Source organism: Psychrobacter sp. DWR1-2-3 (genome assembly GCF_049896465.1).
Lineage (GTDB): Bacteria > Pseudomonadota > Gammaproteobacteria > Pseudomonadales > Moraxellaceae > Psychrobacter > Psychrobacter maritimus.
On record NZ_JAFCUJ010000007.1, the window covers coordinates 69,642 to 92,184 of the forward strand.

Sequence of the window (22,543 nt, forward strand, 5' to 3'; positions counted from 1 at the left end):
AGCGGTATCATGGTCATTTTGCGCTTGTTACGCTTTAAAGCTGGTGAGCTTAGGTGTTTTTCACTATGATAAATATCTTTTTATCGCCCATTGCTTGATAGCTCGCATTTAAAAGCAGCAAGCACGGCGGTCAAGGTTGACTGCATACAATAAAAACAACCTATACGATAAAAAAATCCATACGATAAGATTAGCAAAACCGGAAAAGCCAATAGGAAATATTGATGAGTTTACTGCCTAAAAATCTTGAAACGCTGAAACGTAATGCCAAAAAAAACATCATGCCATTACTCACCCCTTATTTGCTTAAATTGCGTATCAACACTTATGCGCCCTACATCGGTGCCGGTATCAAGATTGAGCATATCAACCTAGACCAAGGTTTATGCGTGGTCAACATGGGGCTAAATAGCTTAAATAAGAATATCGTCGGCACCCAGTTTGGTGGCAGTCTATATTCGATGGTTGATCCATTTTATATGCTGATGCTGATGCACCAACTCGGTAGCAGCTACGTGGTTTGGGATAAAAGCTCACACATTGAATTTATTGCCCCTGGTCTTAGCAAAGTCACCGCGCGCATGAAAATTCCTAGCGCCGAGATTATTACTATTCAAGAATTGGCTAAAGAAGGTGAGCCGGTATTTCGTGAATATAAAGTCGATATCGTCGATGAACAACAAAAAGTCATCGCGACTGTGACTAAGACCCTTTATATTCGACTGCGTAAGTACAGCAAATCTAAAGACCAAACCAACCGTATAGACAACCTTGAAAGCTAACGTTAAGTTTAAAGCGTTCAATTAAAATAAAGCCCCACATACAAAAACCCCAATCTGGCATGCGCACAGATTGGGGTTTTGTCTTTTTTGGTATGGCCCGCTTATTTATAAATAAACCTATGAATAAGGGCTTGTATCTACTTTTACTTCATAATGCAGCTGTACAATAGACAGCTGAATCATAAAAGTAATTTTAAGCGCGATGCTTAAAATCAGATACTCGGTACAGTCTAAGCGTCAGTTTTTTTCTGAGCCGCTTTAGGAGCACGAGCAACCAACTTTTCGCGGATACGTGCTGATTTACCAGAGCGCTCACGTAAGTAGTATAGTTTCGCACGGCGAACTGCGCCACGGCGTTTCACTTCAATGCTATCAATGATTGGTGAATGCAATTGGAATGCACGCTCAACACCAACACCGCTTGAAATTTTACGAACGGTAAATGCTGAGTTTAGACCGCGGTTACGCTTAGCAATTACAACGCCTTCAAAAGCCTGTAAACGCTCACGCTCACCTTCACGTACTTTTACTTGAACCACAACGGTATCGCCGGGTGCAAAGCTTGGGCGCTCAATCAATTGAGCATTTTCGATGACCTGAACCAATGGATGCTTGTTGCTCATGAGAGTTATCTCCTCACATTAGATAATAGAGGCTTGACGCATATCACCTGTTTGTAATAATTAATCATAGCTGTTATTAATATCTTGGATTAGTAATAGCTACAACGTAAATGGGTTATGACAAACGGCCATTATGCTATGACTCGTTTTATTACTGCTCAAAATTTTATTGCTTAACTGTTTATGTTTTTAACCGCTATTAACGTGGCTTTTTATCTGCTTTAGCCAATGCTTTAAGCCACTTTGCTTGCTCTACCGTTGGGGTAAACGCTTGCCACAAATCGGGACGCCGCGCTTGCGTGCGGCTGACCTGTTGGCTAAAGCGCCACTTAGCGATATTGGCATGATGTCCTGAAAGTAATACTTCAGGGACGGCCATACCAGCAAACTCATGCGGCTTAGTATAATGTGGACAATCAAGCAAGCCATCGACAAACGAGTCTTGCTCAGCTGACTTATCATCACCCATAATATCAGGCAGACGACGTATCACACTATCCATCAGTACCATGGCTGGTAGCTCACCACCCGTTAAGACATAATCACCGAGCGATATCTCCATGTCGACATACTGCGACAGTAAGCGCTCATCAATACCTTCGTAACGACCGCATAATAAAATCATGCCATCGTACTCAGTCATACTGACCACACTACTCTCGCTGAGCGTTTTGCCTTGTGGTGACATATATATCACCGGACAATGCTCACTATCGACACGGCAACCATGCTGACTGGCTCGTAGGCGGGCATCCTCAATGGCTTGGGATAATGGCTCAGCCATCATCACCATGCCAGGACCGCCGCCATACGGGCGCTCATCAATACGGCGATAATTATCAGTGGTATAATCACGCGGGTTGATGCATTCAATCGTGACTTGCTCCTGAATGACTGCCCGACCCGTGATTCCAAACTCACGAATCGTGGCAAACATTTCAGGGAAAATACTAATCACGGCAAAATACATCTGATGTCTACTTGCACAAGGGATAACAGTGGCTAAATAAATCGGTGTGACTATCAACAACCTTTAACGATAAAGTCGAAACTTATCTCACTACAGCTTGTCTTAATAAGACCTTATTAACCATTACTGATTAATAATCACTTATTATTAATAATCACTTGGCCATGCCACAAGCACGGTTTTTTCAGTCATATTGACTTCAATCACTGTTTGCTTATGCCACGGTATCAGGCGCTCTTCTTTATCTAAACTGTCTGAATTTGCCGTTACGCGCATGATGTCATGGGCACCGGTTTCAAACATTTCAGTGATATTGCCTAGATACTCATCTTGCTCGTTTATCACGCGCAAGCTGACCAAATCCGACCAATAATATTCGTCTTCCGCTGTTTCTGGCAAAACGTTTTGTTCGACCCAAAGGGTTACCCCATTCATGGTCTCAGCAAGGTTACGGTCAGGAATCTGCTCAAATTGAGCGACAATGCCCGTCCCTTGCTCACGCCAAGCCTTTACGGTCAAAGGCTTCATGCCAGTAGCAGTTTTCATCCACCAAGGCTGCATGTCAAATATTGCCGTACGATCATCCGTATCGCTAAATACCCACAGCCAGCCTTTAATGCCATAAGGCTTTTTTAGCTGACCGATTTTCATAAGTGCACTAGCGTTTGGAACAGATGACATAACGGCTAACCTAACGATGATTAAAACAGCAATGCTGAATACAGTTCAATCAAAAGCGATAAACGCAATCAAAAGTAATAAACAGTTAATGGCGTACCCTGGTCAGACCAGTTACGCTATGTTTTCTAAAGTCGACTAATAAACGCAAACATCACGCTATCAGTACTTAGTAGCCAAAACTTAAGCAGTTGCTTCAGTTTGAGCTACAGACTTGTTATAAGCTTTTGCTAATGAAGCAACGCGATCTGAAGGTTGTGCACCTTTAGCGATCCACGCATTGTACGCTTCCATGTTTAGGCGTACTGCTTCTTCAGACTCTTTAGCGAGTGGGTTAAAAAAGCCGATGTTTTCAATGTAGCGACCGTCACGCGCGCGGCGTTGATCAGCAACAACTACTTGATAAAATGGGCGTTTCTTGGCACCGCCCCGTGCTAAACGAATAACAACCATGTGAATTCTCTCTTTCGCAGGTATACCAAAAAGGGCATAATTATAGCACAGTCTTGTTTTATTGAAAACATAAACTGTGCTTATTTAATTATTTATTAACAATAGCTTAAATAGCAATGCATGTAAAACATAATTCATAATTCGTGGTCTATTTATTGGGCTTGACCCTATTAAATTGGCTACTAATTCTATCGGTAAAGCCAACAACCGCATTATTTGATTATGCTATCCTACAAGCAAACGCTAAGACCAAACCCTACTATCAAACCGTACAACTTGGACTCTTATGACCACACCAAAATCGCAACCACGGCGCACGCAACCTCGGCGCAAAGGTCGGCTTGCCCGCTCCTACTCCAACACTTGGCTGACCACCTTAATGGTGGCGTTTATTGTCATCATCAGTGTTGGGGTATCGATTTCGTTTTTTTGGCGTAGTCTGTATTTACCCGAGCTTAAAAACCATGCTCGCTATCTGACCAGCGAGTTACGCTTAATGAACAGCGTTAACCAAGACTGGAAACATAACCCTGCCGTGCGGCAATGGATTTATCAGCACTCACACGTGGTGGTGGTCAATAACCCTAGCGACTTTCCGACGATAGAAGATAAAGCCTTTGTTGGCGTGTTCACCGATGTGCTACAACGCGAAATTGGCGCACAGTTGGGGCGTCCAGTTGAGGTGTATTTTAAGTTTAAACCAACGCCGCAGCTGTGGGTGCAAGACAGCCGTGATACCAGCTTTTGGATTCGCGAACCAGTGGTATATTACTCGCAATATAGCCCTGCGCTACTATGGTTATTCTTAGTAGGCCTGCCTATTTTGACCTTGCTGACTATTATTTTATTGGCACGGCAATTAAATCGTCCGTTACGGTATTTGCAGCGCGCAGCAACCAATTATATTCGCTTGGGTCATGCCACTACGTTACCGACCCATAACGGACCGACTGAAATACGCCAAGTTAATATGGCCTTCAACCGTTTATTTACCACTCTGAATCAAGCGCAAAAAGAGCGGACGATTATGCTGGCCGGTATCTCGCACGATTTGCGCACACCGCTAACGCGTATGCGCTTGACCGCTGAGATGCTGCCTGATGATTTTTTCCGTGAAGGTTTGATTTACGATATTGAGGATATGGATGCGATTTTAGAGCAGTTTATTTCATTTATGAAAGACGGTTCTGATGAACCGGTACGCCTGACCAATTTAGATACCATCTTTAATGAAATCATGGTGCAATTTGCGCCGCTGGAATTCATTTACCAGTCTGAATGTCACAAAGTGGTTCCTATACGGCCGATGTCAATTAAACGTTTGGTTATCAATTTGGTCAATAATGCCAAGCGTTACGGCAAAGCACCGATTTATTTATCAGCGACCGTCGTACCGACCTTTATAGAGACGGCTGAGATAGAAGACAGCGATGTGGTTACTGAAAACGAGGTCAATAAAGAAGCAAAAGAGCAATTGGTGATATGTGTGCGCGACTGTGGCGATGGGGTCGCAGAAGACCAGTTAGAGCGTGTCATGCAACCGTTTGAGCGCGGCGAATCAGCGCGTACCACGCAAGGTAGCGGGCTTGGTCTGGCGATTGTCGACCGTATTGCGCGCTTGCATCATGGGACGGTTGAGGCGATTAATCATCCAGATGGCGGGCTACAAGTTTGTGTGCGTATCCCACTCATCTCTAAAGTGGCAGGTGAGCCGCCATTAGATGTTGAAAACGACAAATCATCGATCCCTGATGATAATATAAATGATTTGTAGATAAACAATAATGACATCACAGCCAAAGTTTGGTTAATAGCTATTCATTGTGAATTATTAGTTGTTAGCCAAACGAGCCGTACTACTCTCTAGTACCAATGATAGGCGGAATATACTCCGCACTATTGGTAAAGGCTAAAGGCTGGGTTATTTCATTCTGCGCAGCCTTTAGCGTCTCAGTGTTGGTTGGCTGTTGCAGGAATAAATAATAACCGAGCGCTGCTGCGTTCAATACCACTAAACCACCAAATAAATACGGCATCCTTTGCCCTCCTCTATTTTTAATCTGCTTTAAAAGCTGTCGTAAACCATCAGTTGTTAATCAATCATTAATCACGGCTGTTTTAGCCAATGATGTATCAGCTTCTACCAGTCACACTACCAAAACAAGTTTAAGCACTTTTAATGCCTAGTAATCATTGCCATTCAAATAGACTTAATTAAGCATCGAAATCGCGTTCACTTTTTTCTTGGGTAAGCTCATCAGCAGCAAGCACTTGGGTCAATGGTTTGATAGGCCAAGTCATGACAAAGCGGGCGCCGCCAAGCTCACGGCTCTCGTCTACTTTCATATTGCCATTAAACCAAAAGGCGATACGCGACACAATAGACAAGCCTAAACCATAACCACCTGAGGCTCGGGTACGGCTATCGTCCAAGCGTGAAAACGGAATAAAGACTTTTTCGCGATCTTCTTCTGGAATACCGTGACCGTCATCTTCCACACTGACAAAAGCATTGCCTTTTTTGACCCCAGCACTAATGATAATGGTCGTCTCTGCATAACGTAGCGCGTTACCGGCAAGATTTTGAATCACCCGATGTAGATAACGTCTATCGGCAACCGCCGTTACTTTAGCATTGGGCAGGTTGGTCACTATTTTGATAGGCTTACCTAAAGCATTGGTTTCACGCTCAATTTGCTCCAGCAACTCTCGCAAATTGACCGGCTCTAAATCTAGTTTCGGTGAGCCCTCTTCAAGCTTGGCGTAAGTTAAAATCTCATCAATCAAGCCGTTAAGTGCTTCGATATCCTCATCAATAAAATCACGCTGCATAAAGCGTGAATCTTCATCATCGGTATCTGCTAGCATATCAACAGCGAAACGAATACGCGCAACCGGCGTACGCAGTTCGTGCGATACTGCCCGCGTCAGCTCGCGCTGCGATTCAATTAAGCGCTTGATATGCGCCGTCATCGCATTAAAGGTCGCGGATAAGCGCGCAATTTCATCTTGACCGATGACCTGTACTTTGATATCAAGATTGCCCTTACTGACTTCATTGACGCCCACTTGAATCAGTTGCAGCTTGCGTTCAAGCGGGAAAATAAGCGCATACACGCCTAAGCTGATTAGGAACATACTAATCAAAATCATACTGACAATCAGATTGAGCGGGAACCAGTTAAACAAAGGTACCGGCCCGATTAAAATCGCCATATCATTGATTTCAGACGGTACAACGACTTTGATTGAGGAGTTACTTTTACTGGTATTGGTATCTTGTAATAAAATGACCACCTCATCACGGCGCAAACGTGCCATCTGATCAGGATCTAAATTGAGCGTAGTGACCGCTTTAAATTCTAAGGGAAAAGCAAACTTTTTCTCTAGCTCAGCCAAACGCGCCCGCTTATCAGACAAGGTGGCATGGTACGATAAGTCATCGAGCAAAAATACAGCGATGGCCCGTACTTGTTGTTCAGTCACTTGCGATATGCGAGCCGTTAAAACATTTCGATTGTCTGGCAAACGATAATAGACATCGGCATAAACAGGCTGGCTGACATAGCGAACGACAGTATTGCCTTTCTCAAAGCGCCGCAGCTCACTGGCATTAAAATCGACCTCATTAATCGGCACAATACTGAATTCTGCGCCAAATAAGCTACTCGCATCAGACAACCAATATTCGCGCTGAGAGTCACTCTCTTGATGCGCAATGCCTTCACTGACAATATGAAAGGCACCCGTCGCCATGTTTTCACGGTAAGACTGTACGCGTTCTTTATTGATGGTGTCCATCAATAATTGGGCGAACAATGCCACACACAAGCAGACGATTAATAGTCCGGCATAGATACGAACAAAAATACTATGTTTAAGAGAAGAAACTAATGACATACGTGCCGTGACCAACCTAATTTAGAAAAATTATTAATAGATAATAAATGATTATGGCATTTCTTACCTGATACTAGATATCTAGCATCGATAATTATCGCTCAATTAAAGCACATAACACAGCATTTAAGTTTAAAAATTAAAATTTAGGCCATAAAAAACCAGCATGATGCTGGTTTTTTATTAAAAGATGATGCAGACTAAATACTTGTATCAAAGATAACGTATTAATTGCCTTCTTTAACGAACAAATACCCTTTACTACGGACGGTTTTGATACGTTTAGGATTTTCTGGATCATCGCCGATTTTTGGACGGATACGCGAGATACGCACGTCAATTGAGCGATCTTGACCGTCATATTCGATACCGCGTAGGCGCTCAAAGATATCTTCACGTGACAAGATACGACCGGCATTAGAAGCCAATAACCATAATAGGTCATATTCTGCACTGGTGAAATCAACCAGCTCATCACCTAGATTCACTGAACGACCGCCGTTATCGATGACCAATTCACCAAACTCTAAACGCTGTGGCACATCTTCTGATGGCGCGTTTTCTGAGCGACGTAATAATGCACGAATACGCGCGAGCAATACACGTGGCTGCGCAGGTTTGGCAACATAATCGTCAGCGCCCATTTCAAGACCCAATACCTGATCCATATCTTCTGTGCGCGCGGTCAGCATCAAAATTGGGTTCTGATAGTGTGGACGTACCTCACGGCATACGGTTAAGCCATCACTACCAGGAAGCATGACATCAAGCACGACCAAATCTGGTTGTTCGTTGACAATACGACGAATGGCGCGATTACCATCAGTTTCAATTGCCACTTCTAAACCGTTTTTGACCAAATAATCTTGGGTCAACATGGCCAGACGCTCGTCATCCTCAACAATCAAGATTCGGGGGGTGTTGTCTTCTTCATTCGTTGTCATTGTTATATCCTCTAATACATCTAATTTAAAAGCAGTAAAAGTAAGAGCGGTAAATTAATAGCACCGTAACTTAATCGATCCGTAACCTGTTGCAATCGATGCCGTTATAGCGGTTACAAACTTGGTAGCACAGTATACTATTAAACACACAGCTTCCTATACTATAGCTTATAGTTGTTAACAAAACCTATAAACTACACCCATTAAAACTTTAGTTTGCGTCCAAAAATTATACCCTTTATCCTGATAAAAAGGCATCAGGCATTATTTATATGAAATAAGCGTTTGCTATTAATCATTCAAACGTCCTGCCCTACTGAACCTCTCACTCATATAGATATAATTAGGACACTCTTTTAAGAATGCATTTTATAAGAATGCATGTAACGAAAATCTGTGTAAGAAACTTTTATCGTGAGCAAATTTTTATCTAACCCCTAATATAACCATATATTGTCATTGTCGCTAGTGACTTCTCATTCATTTACCAAAAATTGGTTGGTTATTAAGAATTCTTGCGTGATATAGCAACCTTCTATGTATAGTCCGTGCAAATCAAAACCGATACGTTAACAGAAAAAATTACTAGCTATCAGAACAACAGGTATAAAAAAACAGCCCATGATGGACTGTTTTTTATTACTGTAGAAAAGTTAAAGAAATACTCTAACCTTTGCTACAAACTATAAGACTAAGCGCGGTTTTTGTATTTACGGATAGTCTGTAGCTGGGCGACTGATTCAGCCAATGACGCTAATGCCGCATTGGTTTGTACAGTATCAGATTGGTTGACCAGCATTTGCTCAGCTTTGTTACGTGCTTCAACGATTTTACTTTCGTCAAGATTGTGTGCACGCATGGCAGTATCAGCAAGTACGGTGACCATTTTTGGCTGTACTTCTAACACGCCGCCTGAGACGTAAATCACTTCTTCTTCACCGTTAGGCGTTTGTACGCGCATTGCACCTGGCTTTAGCAAAGTAATAAGCGGAGTGTGACCTGGCAATATACCAATCTCGCCTTCGGTACCACTAGCTATTAACATGCTAATTTCGCCTGAATACAACTCTTCACGAGCACTTACGACGCGACATTGTAACGTTGCCATACTTAATTCCTTACCATCAAAGCGCGATCAAAAAACAGTAAAAACTGCGATGCGTTACTGAAGAGTAGATATAAGGTTTATATTATACCTACTCGTTAGTCAATACGAGTACAACTTACGCTGCAGAAGACTTCATTTTTTCAGCTTTAGCTACTACTTCGTCGATGCCGCCAGCCATATAGAAAGCTTGCTCTGGTAGGCTATCATACTCACCAGCGATGATTGCTTTAAAGCTCGCAATGGTATCGCGTAGTGGGACATATTTACCAGGTGCACCGGTAAATACTTCAGCGACGTGGAATGGCTGTGATAAGAAGCGCTGAATCTTACGAGCGCGATAAACAACTAGTTTATCTTCTTCTGATAACTCATCCATACCCAAGATGGCGATGATGTCTTTTAGCTCTTTATAGCGCTGTAGAACTTCCTGAACACCACGAGCAACGTTGTAATGCTCTTCACCGATAACCAATGGATCAAGCTGACGTGACGTTGAATCTAGTGGATCAACCGCAGGATAGATACCTTGTGAAGCGATATCACGGCTTAGTACCACTGTCGCATCCAAGTGAGCAAACGTCGTTGCTGGTGATGGATCCGTCAAGTCATCCGCTGGTACATATACCGCTTGTACAGAAGTAATAGAACCTGATTGCGTTGACGTAATACGCTCTTGTAGCATACCCATCTCTTCAGCTAGTGTTGGCTGATAACCAACCGCTGATGGCATACGACCTAGTAGTGCTGATACTTCAGTACCGGCTAGTGTATAACGATAGATGTTATCAACGAATAGCAATACGTCACGACCTTTGCCAGTGGCAGGATCTTTGGTATCACGGAAGTACTCAGCCATGGTTAAACCAGACAGCGCAACACGTAGACGGTTACCCGGTGGCTCATTCATCTGACCGTATACCATCGCAACTTTAGATTTGCTAAAGTCTTCGGTGTTTACAACGCCAGCTTCTTGCATTTCGTGATAGAAATCGTTACCTTCACGCGTACGCTCACCGACGCCTGCAAATACTGACAAACCTTCATGTTTTAGAGCGATGTTGTTGATCAATTCCATCATGTTGACGGTTTTACCAACACCAGCACCACCAAACAGACCAACTTTACCACCTTTAGCAAACGGGCAAAGCAGATCGATAACTTTAATACCAGTCTCTAGTAGTTCAGTACTGTTTGACTGTTCTGCATAGCTTGGGGCTTCACGGTGAATAGACCAACGCTCATCTGCTGCGACCGGACCTTCTTCATCGATAGGACGACCAAGAACATCCATGATGCGACCTAGGGTACCCATACCTACTGGTACAGAAATAGGTGCGCCAGTGTTGGTCACTGGTAGGTTACGCTTTAGGCCTTCGGTTGAACCCATCGCAATAGTACGTACGATACCATCACCTAGCTGTTGCTGTACTTCTAGGGTGGTTTCAGTGCCGTCTACTTGCAAGGCATCAAAAATCTGAGGAACTTCGTTACGGTTAAACTCAACGTCAAGAACCGCGCCAATAATCTGTACAATACGACCGCTACTCATTGCGTTCTCCTTGAACTTCTGTATATAGTTGGTTTTATAAAGGGTCTCAATTATGAAACAGCAGCAGCACCGCCAACGATTTCCGAGATTTCTCGGGTAATCGCCGCTTGACGCAGCTTGTTATAAACCAACTGTAAATCGTTAATTAGGTCACCAGCATTATCTGTCGCCGCTTTCATCGCAACCATACGTGAAGACTGCTCAGAGGCAATGTTTTCCATTACCGCTTGATAGACAATCGACTCGATATAGCGACCAAGTAATTGGTCAATCAAGGTTTTGATGTCAGGCTCGTAGATATAATCCCAGCTCAATTCTGTTTGAATACCGCTTTCTTCGTCACCAAATGAGCCCTCTGGTAGAGGCACCAATTGATTGACAATCGGCTTTTGGGTCATGGCGTTTACAAACTGGTTATAGACCACGTAGATACGGTCGATTTTACCGTTACTATAGTCTTCTAACATTGCTTGGACCGGCGCGTTTAATTGCTCAAACGTGGGTTTATCACCATAATCAGTCACGGCTGAGGTGACTTTACCACCAAAGTTTTTGAAGAAGCTGACGCCTTTAGCGCCAATCACTGCAAACTCGGCTTGTACAGACTGGTCTTGATATTGCTGAATACTTTTAGATAAAGCTTTGAATAGGTTAATATTCAAACCACCCGCCAAACCACGGTCAGATGTGATGACAATATAGCCAACTTTATCAACTGGACGCGTTACCATGTACGGATGTTTGTAATCTGATGAGGCATGCACCAAATGCGAAATAACCCGGCGCATACTATCAGCATACGGGCGACCCACTTCCATGCGCTCTTGGGCACGGCGCATTTTACTGGCGGCTACCATTTGCATAGCGCGAGTAATTTTCTGGGTACTTTTAATACTGGTGACTTTGGCACGTATCTCTTTTAAGCTTGCCATAATGATTCCAATATAAGAGGGTTAAAAAGCATGGGCGTATGCAACAATCATTTAATATAAAACACTGAACTTATTGGATAATGTCTTTACATTTTGTGGCATGACGCAACCTTAGACCATTGCTGGTTAAAACAGTGGCGCTGCTATCTTAAAAGAGAATTCCTTAAAAGAAACCTTCAGATAATGCGCCACTTTTTGCACTCTAAACTAGAGTGCTAACCAACTCAGGCTTAACCCGTTAAATTAATAACTGTGATTTTGTTTAAAGGTCTCTAAAGATGACTTTAAACGACCTGCGATATCATCATTGTAATTCGCAGTGTCATCAATCTCACGCATCAATTCACTCTGCTCATCATGCATATAGCGTAAGTAAGCTTCTTCAAAAGAACCGATTTTTTCAACAGGAACGTCCGCTAAGAACCCTTCGTTCGACGCATAAATAACTGCGGCTTGCTCAGAGATAGACATTGGCTGATACTGTTTCTGTTTCATGAGTTCAGTCACGCGCTCACCATGATCAAGCTGTTCACGCGTTGCGTCATCAAGGTCTGATGCAAACTGAGCAAATGCAGCCAATTCACGATACTGAGCTAGAGCGGTACGGATACCACCAGACAGTTTCTTAATAATCTTAGTCTGAGCAGCACCACCAACACGTGATACCGAGATACCAGCGTTGACTGCTGGACGGATACCTGAGTTAAATAGGCTAGATTCTAAGAAGATCTGACCATCAGTGATTGAAATCACGTTGGTTGGTACGAATGCAGATACGTCACCAGCTTGGGTTTCAATGATAGGTAGCGCGGTTAAAGAACCGGTTTTACCAACCACTTCACCATTGGTGAATTTTTCTACGTACGCCGCGTTTACGCGTGATGCACGCTCAAGTAAACGTGAGTGTAAATAGAATACGTCACCAGGATAGGCTTCACGACCTGGTGGACGACGTAGCAATAGTGAAATCTGACGATAAGCAACGGCTTGTTTTGATAAATCATCAAAAACAATCAGTGCATCTTCGCCGCGGTCACGGAAGTATTCGCCCATCGTACAACCTGAGTACGGTGCGATATACTGTAGTGCTGCTGGCTCTGACGCTGAAGCTACAACTACAGTCGTATATTCAAGGGCACCAGTTTGCTCAAGCTTACGTACCACGTTGGCAATCGTAGAACGTTTCTGACCGATTGCGACGTATACACACTTAATACCAGATGATTTCTGCGCAATGATCGCATCGATAGCCATCGCGGTTTTACCCGTCTGGCGGTCACCAATGATAAGCTCACGCTGACCACGACCGATTGGAATCATGGTATCAACAGCTTTATAACCAGTCATTACTGGTTGATCTACTGATTGACGGTCGATAACGCCTGGGGCGATTTTTTCGACTTTATCAGTCATCTTGGCATCGATAGGACCTTTGCCATCAATAGGGTTACCTAAAGCATCAACAACACGGCCTAGCAACTCAGGACCTACGGGTACTTCCAAAATGCGACCAGTACAATAGGCTTTTTGACCTTCTTGTAGTTTTAGGAAGTCGCCTAATACTACCGCACCAACAGAATCACGCTCTAAGTTAAGCGCCATTCCGTAGATTTCACCTTCAAACTCAATCATTTCGCCGTACATGGCATCTTCAAGACCATGAATCTGCACGATACCGTCAGATACTTTGACAATCGTGCCTTCATTCTTTGCAGTTGCACCCGCATCAAGGTCTTGAATACGCTGCTTAATCAGATTACTGATTTCCGCTGGATTCAATTGTTGCATTGCCTTGTTTCCTTTAATTTATGATAACCCGCCACTGACTTAAATGCTCTTATATCACGCAAGCTTTATTAAGCTGCACTGATGATTGGCATTAGGCAGTTAGCTGTGTTTTTAACTGTTGTAACTTGCCACGCATCGAATCATCGATGATTTTGTCACCGACTTTAATCGTAGCGCCCGCCAAAAGACTAGGATCAACCGACTCATGAATCACCACGCTCGCATTGAGCGAAGCAGCAAGACGCGTTTGCAGCGTATCACGCTGGGCATCGGTTAATGGATAAGCAGAGGTCACATAAGCGTCAAGCTGCTTTAAGCTTATTGCCTTGTGACGGCGATAATGCTCATAAACTTCAGGAAGCAGCGCCAGACGCTCTTGTTCTGATAACTGTTTAACGAAGTTACTAAGTGCTACTGATACTTTTGGATAGCTGGCGTTGCTGTCATGACGAGCCCCTTGGGTCTCGACTAATAACTGCTTAAAAGCAGAATCATTCGCGCTAGCTACTTCTGTATCATAAAGATCGACCAAAGCAGCTGACTTATGCTCAGCAGAAACAGCTGGATTGTCTAGCCAAGTACTGAACGACTTGTCACTGACAACGGTGCTGGCAATAAATAAGAAATTTTCCCACTCATTTACTACCCCGTTTTCATTGGCATAGTCAAACGCGGCTTTAGCGTACGGTCGTGCTAAGGTTGATAAGTCAGCCATGATATCCTCACAATTACAGCTTCGCCGCCAGTTGGTCTAACATACTGGCATGTTTTTGCACATCGACTTTGTCTTGCAAAATCTTCTCTGCACCAAGTACAGCCAGTTCAGCAACTTGGGCACGCAATGATTCGCGCGCTTGATTGATTTCTTGGTCGATAGAGGCTTGCGCTTGTTGACGAATGCGCTCGCCTTCCGCTTGGGCTTGCGATTTTGCATCTTCAACAAGCTGATTGGCGCTCTTGTTCGCTTGCTCAATTAGAGCAGCAGCTTTGGTCTTTGCAAGATTAAGCTCCTGCTGTACATCTTGCTCCGCGGTCGCTAAATCTGCTTTTGCTTTTTCTGCGGCGTTTAAGCCTTCAGCAATTTTACGCTGACGCTCATTAATGGCACCGATAAGTGGTGGCCACACGAATTTCATGCAAAAAATCACAAATATTGCAAAAGCAATGGCTTGACCGATGAGGGTAGAATTGATATTCACGTGATCACCTCTTTGTTAATGAAAAATCAGTTTCATTGATCATATTTGATAGCCAAACTTTGGCTATGTTTAATATACAAACTTTGACCACCAAACATTTACAACTGAGCTTTCTGATTAACCTGCTAGAGGGTTAGCGAACAACAATAGCATAGCAATACCAACACCAATCATCGGTACGGCATCAAGTAGACCTGCCACGATGAACATACGAGTTTGCAGCTGTGAACCAAGTTCTGGTTGACGTGCAACACCTTCTAAGAACTTGCCGCCTAGAATAGCAAAACCAATGCCTGTGCCAAGTGCGCCAAGACCGATAAGCAGTGCTACTGCGATAACTGTGTAACCACCTAATACTGGATCCATTGATGTATCCTCATTTACCTATTGAATGTATAATTAATGTTCAGTTGATGATGCAAGCGACATATAAACTATCGTCAACATCATGAATACGAACGCTTGAAGGGTAATAATTAAGATGTGGAAAATTGCCCACGGTACAGATAACGCCCATTGAATCCAAAACGGCATCAGGGCAATCAATACGAAGATCAGCTCCCCAGCATACATGTTACCGAATAGACGCAAACCTAATGAGATTGGTTTGGCAATCAGAGTAACAAACTCTAAGATAAAGTTGATGGGGATTAAAATAATTTGCATGATTGGGTTTTTGGCGCTAAACGGATGCAGTGTTAACTCACCAACAAAGCCGCCCAACCCTTTTTCTTTAATACTATAGTAGATAATCAACGCAAAGACAGAGAACGACATGCCAAGGGTGATATTAGGATCAGTCGTTGGAACAATCTTGAAGAACACATGATGTGGATCATGACCCATCGCAGCGCCAACTAGGCCTGCAAGACTTGGAATAAAGTCGATAGGTAATAGATCCATCAAGTTCATCAAGAAAATCCACACAAAAATGGTTAACGCCAAAGGCGCAATCAATTTTGAGGTACCACTGTAAGAATCACGAACGTTGTTATCAACAAACTCAACGATCATCTCAACCGCTGCTTGAGTCTTACTTGGTACGCCTGAAGTAACTTTTTTGGCAACCATCCAAAAGATGGCACAAAATAAAATACCCAGACCGATTGACCATAACATAGAGTCAAGGTGGATAGCTTTAAAACCCATTAAACCTGCTTCTTCAGCAGTATAGGCAACTTTCCATCCTTCGCCCGGCAGATAGCCGTACGTCCAATTCGTTAAGTGGTGAGAGATATATTCTGATGATGTTTGCTCGGATGCCATAATGTAAGCTTCTTATTAATCAACGATTTAATCAACTACCAAAAAATATGGTTGTCATCTGATGAGGTGTTGGCGGTTTTAGTGAATCTACTACTCAGTAAATCAATAAATCCTGCGACAGCACTCATGTAACCAATAACATCCAACCCATAACTATCTAATTAATCTGCTATTACTCATTAACCAAACTGAATAACCAATGTACGACTACTGCTCAATTCGATAAATTTTAGCTATCAAAAAAGGGCTTATGATGATTCAGTAATAGCCCTTGCATGTGTACGCAAAAATGTCATATATGTGTCTGCTTATATCGTTTTATCACGATAAACGCTCAATACAGCGCTTGTCAGCAAGATATTTAGCTGCCTATATTAATGCAGCGTGGTATTCGTGTAAAGTCAATTATGACTTTTTTATTTACTGTATGAATACGTTAATCGCTGTTAACGTTAGCTTACATAGCTTTGCGTCTATAATACAATATTGATAATTTAATTATATCTGATAACCCTGTTTAGATAAGGGGTTAGTAATCGCAATTATTTGACGCTTTACGCTGATATAAGCGCTATATTCATATTTTTATTGTAAAAACGGTTCTGAGTCATTTTATGATGTATCAATGACGTTATAACAGCAATCGTAGAGAAGTTGGACCGCAGGATGACAAACTAACGTTATTTATAATATTGACCATTAAAATGATAATCGTCTATAAATATTAGCGTATATGCCACAACATCCAACTGTGACTAATCTGCATTACCATAAAACCGATGAATAGCGCAGGCGCTGATAGAGGTTGTATGGTAATAAAAATTAGTGCGAAACCGAACACGGTCAGTAGCCATTTGACCATCTGACCACGATATAGCTGGCTGACAATGTGTCTGCGCGCGCGATATCCGGTATACCAAAAGATAAATCCAGCAAACACGGCTTGGGTGGCAAAACTAAGTAGCGCACCAATGGCGTTACTCTTTGCAATAACCAGCGTGTTGTTATCACTACCTAGCCAGGCGACATCTACTATCCAGCCAAGCACAATAAGGATAAATAAAATCCATGCTTGGCGTTTTAGGTAAATACCAATCTTATCTTTTTGGGTGCGTTTGGCAGGCTTGGTCATCGATATTTCTATAGCTCTATAACGTGGGGATAATGTAGCACAGTTGCGACAAAGTTATCCGTGAATGGCTCACTCTACAGACGTTATCTTTTAACCAAATTAAAACGCCACTTATTATAGGGAGCAAGGCAATTTTAAGCAAGTAAAATATGCCTTTTATCAAGCATTTACTTATCCGGCAATAAAGAGTGCTCTACAGAGTGAATAAAGTCTCGCGAATACATTAATAACAAGGCGTTTATATCGGCGCATTTGCTAATGATGATTAAGCAAATGCGCCTTATGTCATTTCTAATTACTTATTTAACGAGTCTCTTAAATCGTTTTTAAATAGCTTATTCACGCTTTAGCTTGCAAGCCATTTATAGGAAAGTATTTATGCGATACATTGGCGAATTTGCTGCGCCATCGTCTGCCAACCGCTGATGAAATCTTTACTGTTGCTCATATCTTCTGCTTGTACCGTACTTTTAACCGGTTGGAGCTTGGCAAGCAAGCCTTTGGCAGGGCTGCTTGGACTGACCAAACACATTTGCTTGGCTGGGCGCTGCTCATGTAGCCAGCGTAGTTGACTGGCCTTTGGTGCTAAATGATGATCGGTACTTAAGCTGCCAATCAACTGTAACTTAGCGCTGTCTTCCATATATTGATAAGCATCGTGATACGCCCAATACGGCAAAGGTTTTTGCGCGTGGTTTGCATTGGCTGCGGCCACTGCCCTATTCATGCGCTGAGCAAATTTTTGCGCATTGGCAATATAAAGCGCTTTATATTGCGGATTGGCATGACTGTGAATGACGGCAAGCGCACGGGTAATGGCTTTTGCATTTTCAGGATCGAGCCAAATATGCGGGTCAAGCGTGCCAGCGAGTGGTTTACCTTTAATATCACGGAGCGGATGACGTTTAAAGGCATCAAACTTAAATAAGGCAATCGAGTTGGGCGCGCTATTTAGAGTGCTGGCTAAGTTGTTCTCTAAGGGTTCACCAAACCAGACCACAAACTTACTGTCCTGAATCGCTTTGATATCGCCCGGGCTGATACTACCGTGATGTCCCACCTCCCCTGCTTGCAATAACTGCTTGGCAGATGGCGCACCTTCTGTGACCGCTTGGCTTAATAAAAACAGGGGATAATTGCTCACACTGACCGTTGCTGCTTGCGCGCTCATCATTAACGAGCCAAATATAATGACGCCTGTCGCTAATAAGCGCTGTAAGCTCATCGGTAAACGTATAAAACTTTTAAAAAATGAAATCATAATGGCTGCTTTTAAAGGTCAATAAATAATAATAGTGCGAATAATCGTTTTGAGACATTATTTTGATTAAAATAGGCGTATGTACCGATAGGTTCAAACGCGATATCCGCCTTTGCATATTATTATGTTATACTATAACAATATAAAAAACCATCATAAATTGTGCCTTATACTAAAGTGCCTTGTAGATATAAAGGTAATAATTATAAAAGCGCTGGGTCATTTTTAGGAGCTTGCTTCATGTCTAGTCACTCACCCGTTTGCGATCATGTACACGATGTGCAAGATTTTACGCCGTCCGACGTGAATGAGCGCCTTATGGCCGCGAAAGAGCAATGTCGCGCAAGCGGTGCGCGCTTTACGCCGTTGCGCCAACAAATCTATCAGTTGGTGTTAGAAGCCAATAAACCTGTGGGTGCGTATGATTTAATCACGCAGCTGCAGCAAATGCGCCTGACCGAGCCTGAAACTAAGACTCCTGCTTCAGCTAAGCAGACAAACAATCAGACGCCAAAAAACGTCGCACCGCCGACTGTTTATCGCAGCTTGGAGTTCTTATTAAGCGAAGGTTTGATTCATCAGCTAACCTCTATCAATGCTTATGTGCCTTGCTGTCATCCCCGCGCCCAGCATACAGCAGCATTTTTAATCTGTGCGCAGTGTCAGCGTGTGCAAGAATGCAGCAGTTTACCGGTACAAGAAATCATGAGCTTTGCACAACAAGATGTCGGTTTTATGGTAGAGCGCAGTGTCATTGAGCTCAGTGGTCGCTGCCAAGCGTGCCAATAAAATAGTTGATTGCCAATATTTTAGGTTGACGCTTTTACCCTTAGCGATGCTTTTATCCTTATTATTGTGGTTCCATTACTCACTTATCACCAACATATCAGTACTGCCCTATGAGCCTAGCGACTTCCCCAACCAAGCCATCCTCAGCCATTAATATGAGTGATAAGACGATGAATAATGCCACCAAACTGCTGAGCTTAAGCGATATCAGCTACCATATCGGGCAGCAACGCATCCTCTCGCATATCGATATTGATATTGCCGTCAATGAAACGGTCAGCCTTATCGGTCCTAATGGCGCGGGTAAATCAACCTTGGTAAAGCTGGTTTTGGGCTTAATAGAGCCAACGAATGGACAGATAACACCGCACCAAAAGTTACAGCTCGGTTATGTACCGCAGCGCTTTACGGTCGCGCCCATTTTACCGTTACGCGTGTGCGATTTATTGGCCCAAGCAGACAAAAAGCGCCTAACATCTGAGCAGCGTCAATTTATATTTGAAAAATTATCTTTAACGCATCTGCTATCACGGCAAATGCTGCATTTATCAGGCGGTGAAACCCAGCGGGTATTGCTGGCGCGCGCCTTGCTAGACAAACCCAATTTATTGATTTTAGATGAGCCAATGCAAGGGCTTGACCCTGATACGGAAGTTTGGCTGTATCAGTTTATTGATGAGCTACCGGAGTTTTTGCGCTGCGCCATGTTAGTGGTTTCGCATGATTTGCATTGGGTGATGAAAGGTAGCAGGCGTGTTATTTGTCTTAATAAGCATATCTGCTGTGAGGGACAACCAAGCGAGCTTGCTATTAGTTCAGAGTTTCAAAAGCTCTTTGGACATCATTATGAGCAGCCGTATGTCCATCAGCCGCACGCCTGCGAGCATCATGCGCCAAGCGAGATATAATTAACAACCAAGCTTATTCAGGCAACAACCGCCTTATTCCTTTTTATAAAAACGTTACGGATATCTATTATGACCGCTTGGTTAGCCATCATTGCCCCTGCCTGGATTGCTGGCAGCATTTTAGCCTTACTTTCTGCGCCTTTAGGTTGCTTGGTATTATGGCGGCGCATGGCATTTTTTGCCGATGCACTGGCGCATGGGACATTGTTAGGGGTAGCGTTGGCAGTATTATGGCAATTACCCATGGGCATTGGTATTGGCATTGTCAGTGTGATGGTGGTGCTGGGACTGGTATTAATTGATGATGAGCGCTTGCCCGTCGATGCGGTGCTGGCCGTAGTTGCCGTGTCGCTATTGTGCTTAGGGTTATTAACGTTAACCCAGCTGACCGATCAGCAAGCCAATGTCTTAGGCTTCTTATTTGGCAATTTACTTGAGCTTGATTGGGCGGATTTACCCTTAATTGCAGCCAGTGTTTTGGTTGGCTTGGGGCTACTTATTTATATATGGCCGGCGCAAATTAAACTGGCTACCCATGAGGCGCTAGCACGGATTCAGGGTATTAATCCGACCCGTCAGCGGCTGTTTTTTATGGGCGTACTGGCGGGGTTTTGTGCCATTGCCTTGCAAGCGGTTGGTAGCTTATTAATCAGTGGTTTATTGGTATTGCCCGCGCTGACCGCCCGTCTCTGGTCAGCCTCGCCAAAACAAATGGTTATTATCGCTTTGATTATTGCCCAGCTTGGCGTCACGCTTGGCGTTTGGGGCAGTATCTGGTTTGATATCCAGACCGGACTTGCTATTGTTTTAGTCCTCGCCATTTTATTTTTTATTGCGCTGATTATCTCAAAGCTACTAGGCATAAAATCAGGCACAAAATCTCTGATGGCAAAATTTTGGTCGCCACGCCACTAGTCGCCACGCCACCAAATATCCAAATATCCGGCAGCGCTTATGGCGGTCGCAGCAATTATTATCACCGTCGTAAGAAAGCTATTTACTTCGGCTTTATCGAACTTTATTTCATCAATATTGCTAGAGCTTTACTCGTCATAATGTTATAAACTTTCTCTAATATTATCAAGAATATAGTTAACGACTTTATATAATAAAATAAATGCTTTCTACGGTGTTTTGATTTAACGCGATTTTGATTGATAAGGGACTAAATCCAATGCTTAGCTATCCTGCCAGTGCCATCAGCACGCCAGACGGACAGGTAAATATTCTGCAAATCACTGATTTGCACTTATCATCCCATGTGCCTGCGGCGGTTGACGAAACCAGTAGTGAAGTGGCGATTTGCCAGTACAGCTTTGAGGCAATTATCAAACAAGCGTTAAGCGAAGATCGGCGCTGTGACTTAATCATTGTCACAGGCGATTTGGTCAATAAAGTACAAACTGAGATTTACGACCATATTTTTAAGGTGTTGCAGGCGACCGGCATTCCTTTTGCTTGTATCGCAGGCAACCATGATGTCACCGATGAAAATGACAGTGAGCTGCCATTTTTCCAGCGTGAACTGATTGCCAGACCTACCGATGAGCGCCTGCTGAGCCGACATATGATTGAGACGGAGCATTGGCAGATACTGTTATTAGATTCCTCCATCACTGGCAAGGTAGCAGGAGAGGTGACAGCGACCGACATTGATTGGCTATATCAGCAGCTAGAGACTTGCACGAAGCCTGCGCTCATCGCCTTACACCACCACGTGATACCGGTCGACTCTGACTGGATTGATCAGCATATGGTAAAAAACGCTGATATTTTTTGGCAACGGATGGCAGCATTTGAACATCTAAAAGTGATTATCAGCGGGCATACTCATCAAGAGCAAGTCCATCAGCGCCAAGGAGTGACGGTATATAGTACGCCGTCTACTTGCTATCAGTTTAAGCCTTTTGAAGATGATTTTGCTTATGATAAAAACGCCCTACCCGGATATCGTTGGTTGCAATTAGCCAACAATGGAGAGGTTGCAAGCTGGGTCGAAAGACTAGATACTTGACGACCAGTTTTATTGGCTAAAATTTGGCTAGAATAATATCGCCAGAGCCTGTATCTTATACTGTTAGACAATGTAAGAAAAATAAGCATGGTCTAAGCTTTATTTAGACAAAATTATAATAGCTAGGATGGCTAACTTGACCACAAGCTAAGTTTTCACAGTCAGGGATTTGTCTATTTATTTAACCGTAAGCATTTAAATAAATAAATTCATGACAATATACCTGACCATTGATAGGTCGCCCGCG

Annotated in this window: 23 protein-coding genes; 6 read left to right on the plus strand and 17 right to left on the minus strand. The window is 43.2% G+C overall.

Features of this window, described 5'->3' with window-relative positions; genetic code table 11:
• The first annotated feature begins 224 nt into the window (after nt 1-224).
• Entirely contained in the window at nt 225-782 is a 558-nt protein-coding gene (locus ACP7AA_RS11405) for a DUF4442 domain-containing protein (RefSeq protein ID WP_426223625.1), read from the plus strand.
• A 230-nt stretch (nt 783-1,012) separates the two neighbouring features.
• Here the strand turns inward: ACP7AA_RS11405 and rplS are convergent, their stop codons facing one another.
• The 4 genes from rplS to rpsP all read right to left on the minus strand — a co-directional run bounded on the left by rplS (nt 1,013) and on the right by rpsP (nt 3,506).
• Nucleotides 1,013-1,405: a 50S ribosomal protein L19 gene (gene rplS / locus ACP7AA_RS11410; RefSeq protein WP_191690714.1), complete on the minus strand. Its 393-nt coding sequence runs from the start codon at nt 1,403-1,405 to the stop codon at nt 1,013-1,015.
• Nucleotides 1,406-1,604: 199 nt separating this feature from the next.
• Entirely contained in the window at nt 1,605-2,375 is a 771-nt protein-coding gene (gene trmD, locus ACP7AA_RS11415; RefSeq protein ID WP_201563667.1) for a tRNA (guanosine(37)-N1)-methyltransferase TrmD, read from the minus strand.
• Nucleotides 2,376-2,522: 147 nt separating this feature from the next.
• Nucleotides 2,523-3,056, minus strand: a complete 534-nt coding sequence (gene rimM, locus ACP7AA_RS11420; RefSeq protein ID WP_201563669.1) for a ribosome maturation factor RimM — start codon at nt 3,054-3,056, stop codon at nt 2,523-2,525.
• A 180-nt stretch (nt 3,057-3,236) separates the two neighbouring features.
• Nucleotides 3,237-3,506 carry a 30S ribosomal protein S16 gene (rpsP, locus tag ACP7AA_RS11425; RefSeq protein ID WP_010197931.1) on the minus strand — a complete coding sequence of 90 codons (270 nt, stop codon included), beginning with the start codon at nt 3,504-3,506 and terminating at the stop codon, nt 3,237-3,239.
• Nucleotides 3,507-3,885: 379 nt separating this feature from the next.
• Between rpsP and ACP7AA_RS11430 the strand changes: the two genes are divergently transcribed.
• Nucleotides 3,886-5,280, plus strand: coding sequence for an ATP-binding protein (locus ACP7AA_RS11430; protein WP_426223652.1), 1,395 nt, complete (start codon nt 3,886-3,888; stop codon nt 5,278-5,280).
• A gap of 82 nt (nt 5,281-5,362) precedes the next feature.
• Here ACP7AA_RS11430 and ACP7AA_RS11435 read toward each other — a convergent pair whose 3' ends face one another.
• The 13 genes from ACP7AA_RS11435 to ACP7AA_RS11495 all read right to left on the minus strand — a co-directional run bounded on the left by ACP7AA_RS11435 (nt 5,363) and on the right by ACP7AA_RS11495 (nt 18,549).
• Nucleotides 5,363-5,542, minus strand: coding sequence for a hypothetical protein (locus ACP7AA_RS11435; protein ID WP_201619604.1), 180 nt, complete (start codon nt 5,540-5,542; stop codon nt 5,363-5,365).
• Between the two features lie 178 nt (nt 5,543-5,720).
• The gene (locus ACP7AA_RS11440; RefSeq protein WP_426223626.1) at nt 5,721-7,406 is read right to left on the minus strand and encodes an ATP-binding protein; all 1,686 of its coding nucleotides are present in this window, start codon (nt 7,404-7,406) and stop codon (nt 5,721-5,723) included.
• Nucleotides 7,407-7,633: 227 nt separating this feature from the next.
• Nucleotides 7,634-8,350: a response regulator gene (locus ACP7AA_RS11445; protein ID WP_021812806.1), complete on the minus strand. Its 717-nt coding sequence runs from the start codon at nt 8,348-8,350 to the stop codon at nt 7,634-7,636.
• 691 nt (nt 8,351-9,041) lie between these two features.
• Nucleotides 9,042-9,458, minus strand: coding sequence for a F0F1 ATP synthase subunit epsilon (locus ACP7AA_RS11450; protein WP_201619602.1), 417 nt, complete (start codon nt 9,456-9,458; stop codon nt 9,042-9,044).
• 115 nt (nt 9,459-9,573) lie between these two features.
• The gene (atpD, locus tag ACP7AA_RS11455) at nt 9,574-11,007 is read right to left on the minus strand and encodes a F0F1 ATP synthase subunit beta (protein WP_201619601.1); all 1,434 of its coding nucleotides are present in this window, start codon (nt 11,005-11,007) and stop codon (nt 9,574-9,576) included.
• A 50-nt stretch (nt 11,008-11,057) separates the two neighbouring features.
• A complete protein-coding gene (gene atpG, locus ACP7AA_RS11460) occupies nt 11,058-11,939 on the minus strand; it encodes a F0F1 ATP synthase subunit gamma (protein WP_201563679.1) in 882 nt (293 codons plus the stop codon).
• A gap of 243 nt (nt 11,940-12,182) precedes the next feature.
• A complete protein-coding gene (gene atpA, locus ACP7AA_RS11465) occupies nt 12,183-13,727 on the minus strand; it encodes a F0F1 ATP synthase subunit alpha (protein ID WP_149490809.1) in 1,545 nt (514 codons plus the stop codon).
• A gap of 91 nt (nt 13,728-13,818) precedes the next feature.
• On the minus strand, nt 13,819-14,442 hold the full coding sequence (locus ACP7AA_RS11470; RefSeq protein WP_201563681.1) for a F0F1 ATP synthase subunit delta: 624 nt from the start codon (nt 14,440-14,442) through the stop codon (nt 13,819-13,821).
• A gap of 13 nt (nt 14,443-14,455) precedes the next feature.
• Entirely contained in the window at nt 14,456-14,926 is a 471-nt protein-coding gene (locus ACP7AA_RS11475) for a F0F1 ATP synthase subunit B (RefSeq protein ID WP_149490807.1), read from the minus strand.
• A 117-nt stretch (nt 14,927-15,043) separates the two neighbouring features.
• Nucleotides 15,044-15,292 carry a F0F1 ATP synthase subunit C gene (gene atpE / locus ACP7AA_RS11480; protein WP_025651437.1) on the minus strand — a complete coding sequence of 83 codons (249 nt, stop codon included), beginning with the start codon at nt 15,290-15,292 and terminating at the stop codon, nt 15,044-15,046.
• Nucleotides 15,293-15,325: 33 nt separating this feature from the next.
• Entirely contained in the window at nt 15,326-16,192 is an 867-nt protein-coding gene (gene atpB / locus ACP7AA_RS11485; protein WP_149490806.1) for a F0F1 ATP synthase subunit A, read from the minus strand.
• Between the two features lie 724 nt (nt 16,193-16,916).
• Complete coding sequence (locus ACP7AA_RS11490; RefSeq protein WP_201624958.1) at nt 16,917-17,324, minus strand: ATP synthase subunit I; 408 nt, start codon at nt 17,322-17,324, stop codon at nt 16,917-16,919.
• 376 nt (nt 17,325-17,700) lie between these two features.
• Nucleotides 17,701-18,549 carry a metal ABC transporter solute-binding protein, Zn/Mn family gene (locus tag ACP7AA_RS11495; RefSeq protein WP_426223653.1) on the minus strand — a complete coding sequence of 283 codons (849 nt, stop codon included), beginning with the start codon at nt 18,547-18,549 and terminating at the stop codon, nt 17,701-17,703.
• Between the two features lie 276 nt (nt 18,550-18,825).
• Here ACP7AA_RS11495 and ACP7AA_RS11500 point away from each other — a divergent pair, with 276 nt between their 5' ends.
• From ACP7AA_RS11500 to ACP7AA_RS11515, 4 genes are all read left to right on the plus strand, one after another.
• The gene (locus ACP7AA_RS11500; protein WP_426223627.1) at nt 18,826-19,374 is read left to right on the plus strand and encodes a transcriptional repressor; all 549 of its coding nucleotides are present in this window, start codon (nt 18,826-18,828) and stop codon (nt 19,372-19,374) included.
• A 155-nt stretch (nt 19,375-19,529) separates the two neighbouring features.
• Nucleotides 19,530-20,282: a metal ABC transporter ATP-binding protein gene (locus tag ACP7AA_RS11505; RefSeq protein ID WP_426223654.1), complete on the plus strand. Its 753-nt coding sequence runs from the start codon at nt 19,530-19,532 to the stop codon at nt 20,280-20,282.
• A gap of 69 nt (nt 20,283-20,351) precedes the next feature.
• Nucleotides 20,352-21,197, plus strand: coding sequence for a metal ABC transporter permease (locus ACP7AA_RS11510; protein ID WP_426223628.1), 846 nt, complete (start codon nt 20,352-20,354; stop codon nt 21,195-21,197).
• Nucleotides 21,198-21,456: 259 nt separating this feature from the next.
• Complete coding sequence (locus ACP7AA_RS11515; protein ID WP_426223629.1) at nt 21,457-22,296, plus strand: metallophosphoesterase; 840 nt, start codon at nt 21,457-21,459, stop codon at nt 22,294-22,296.
• Nucleotides 22,297-22,543 lie beyond the last annotated feature (247 nt).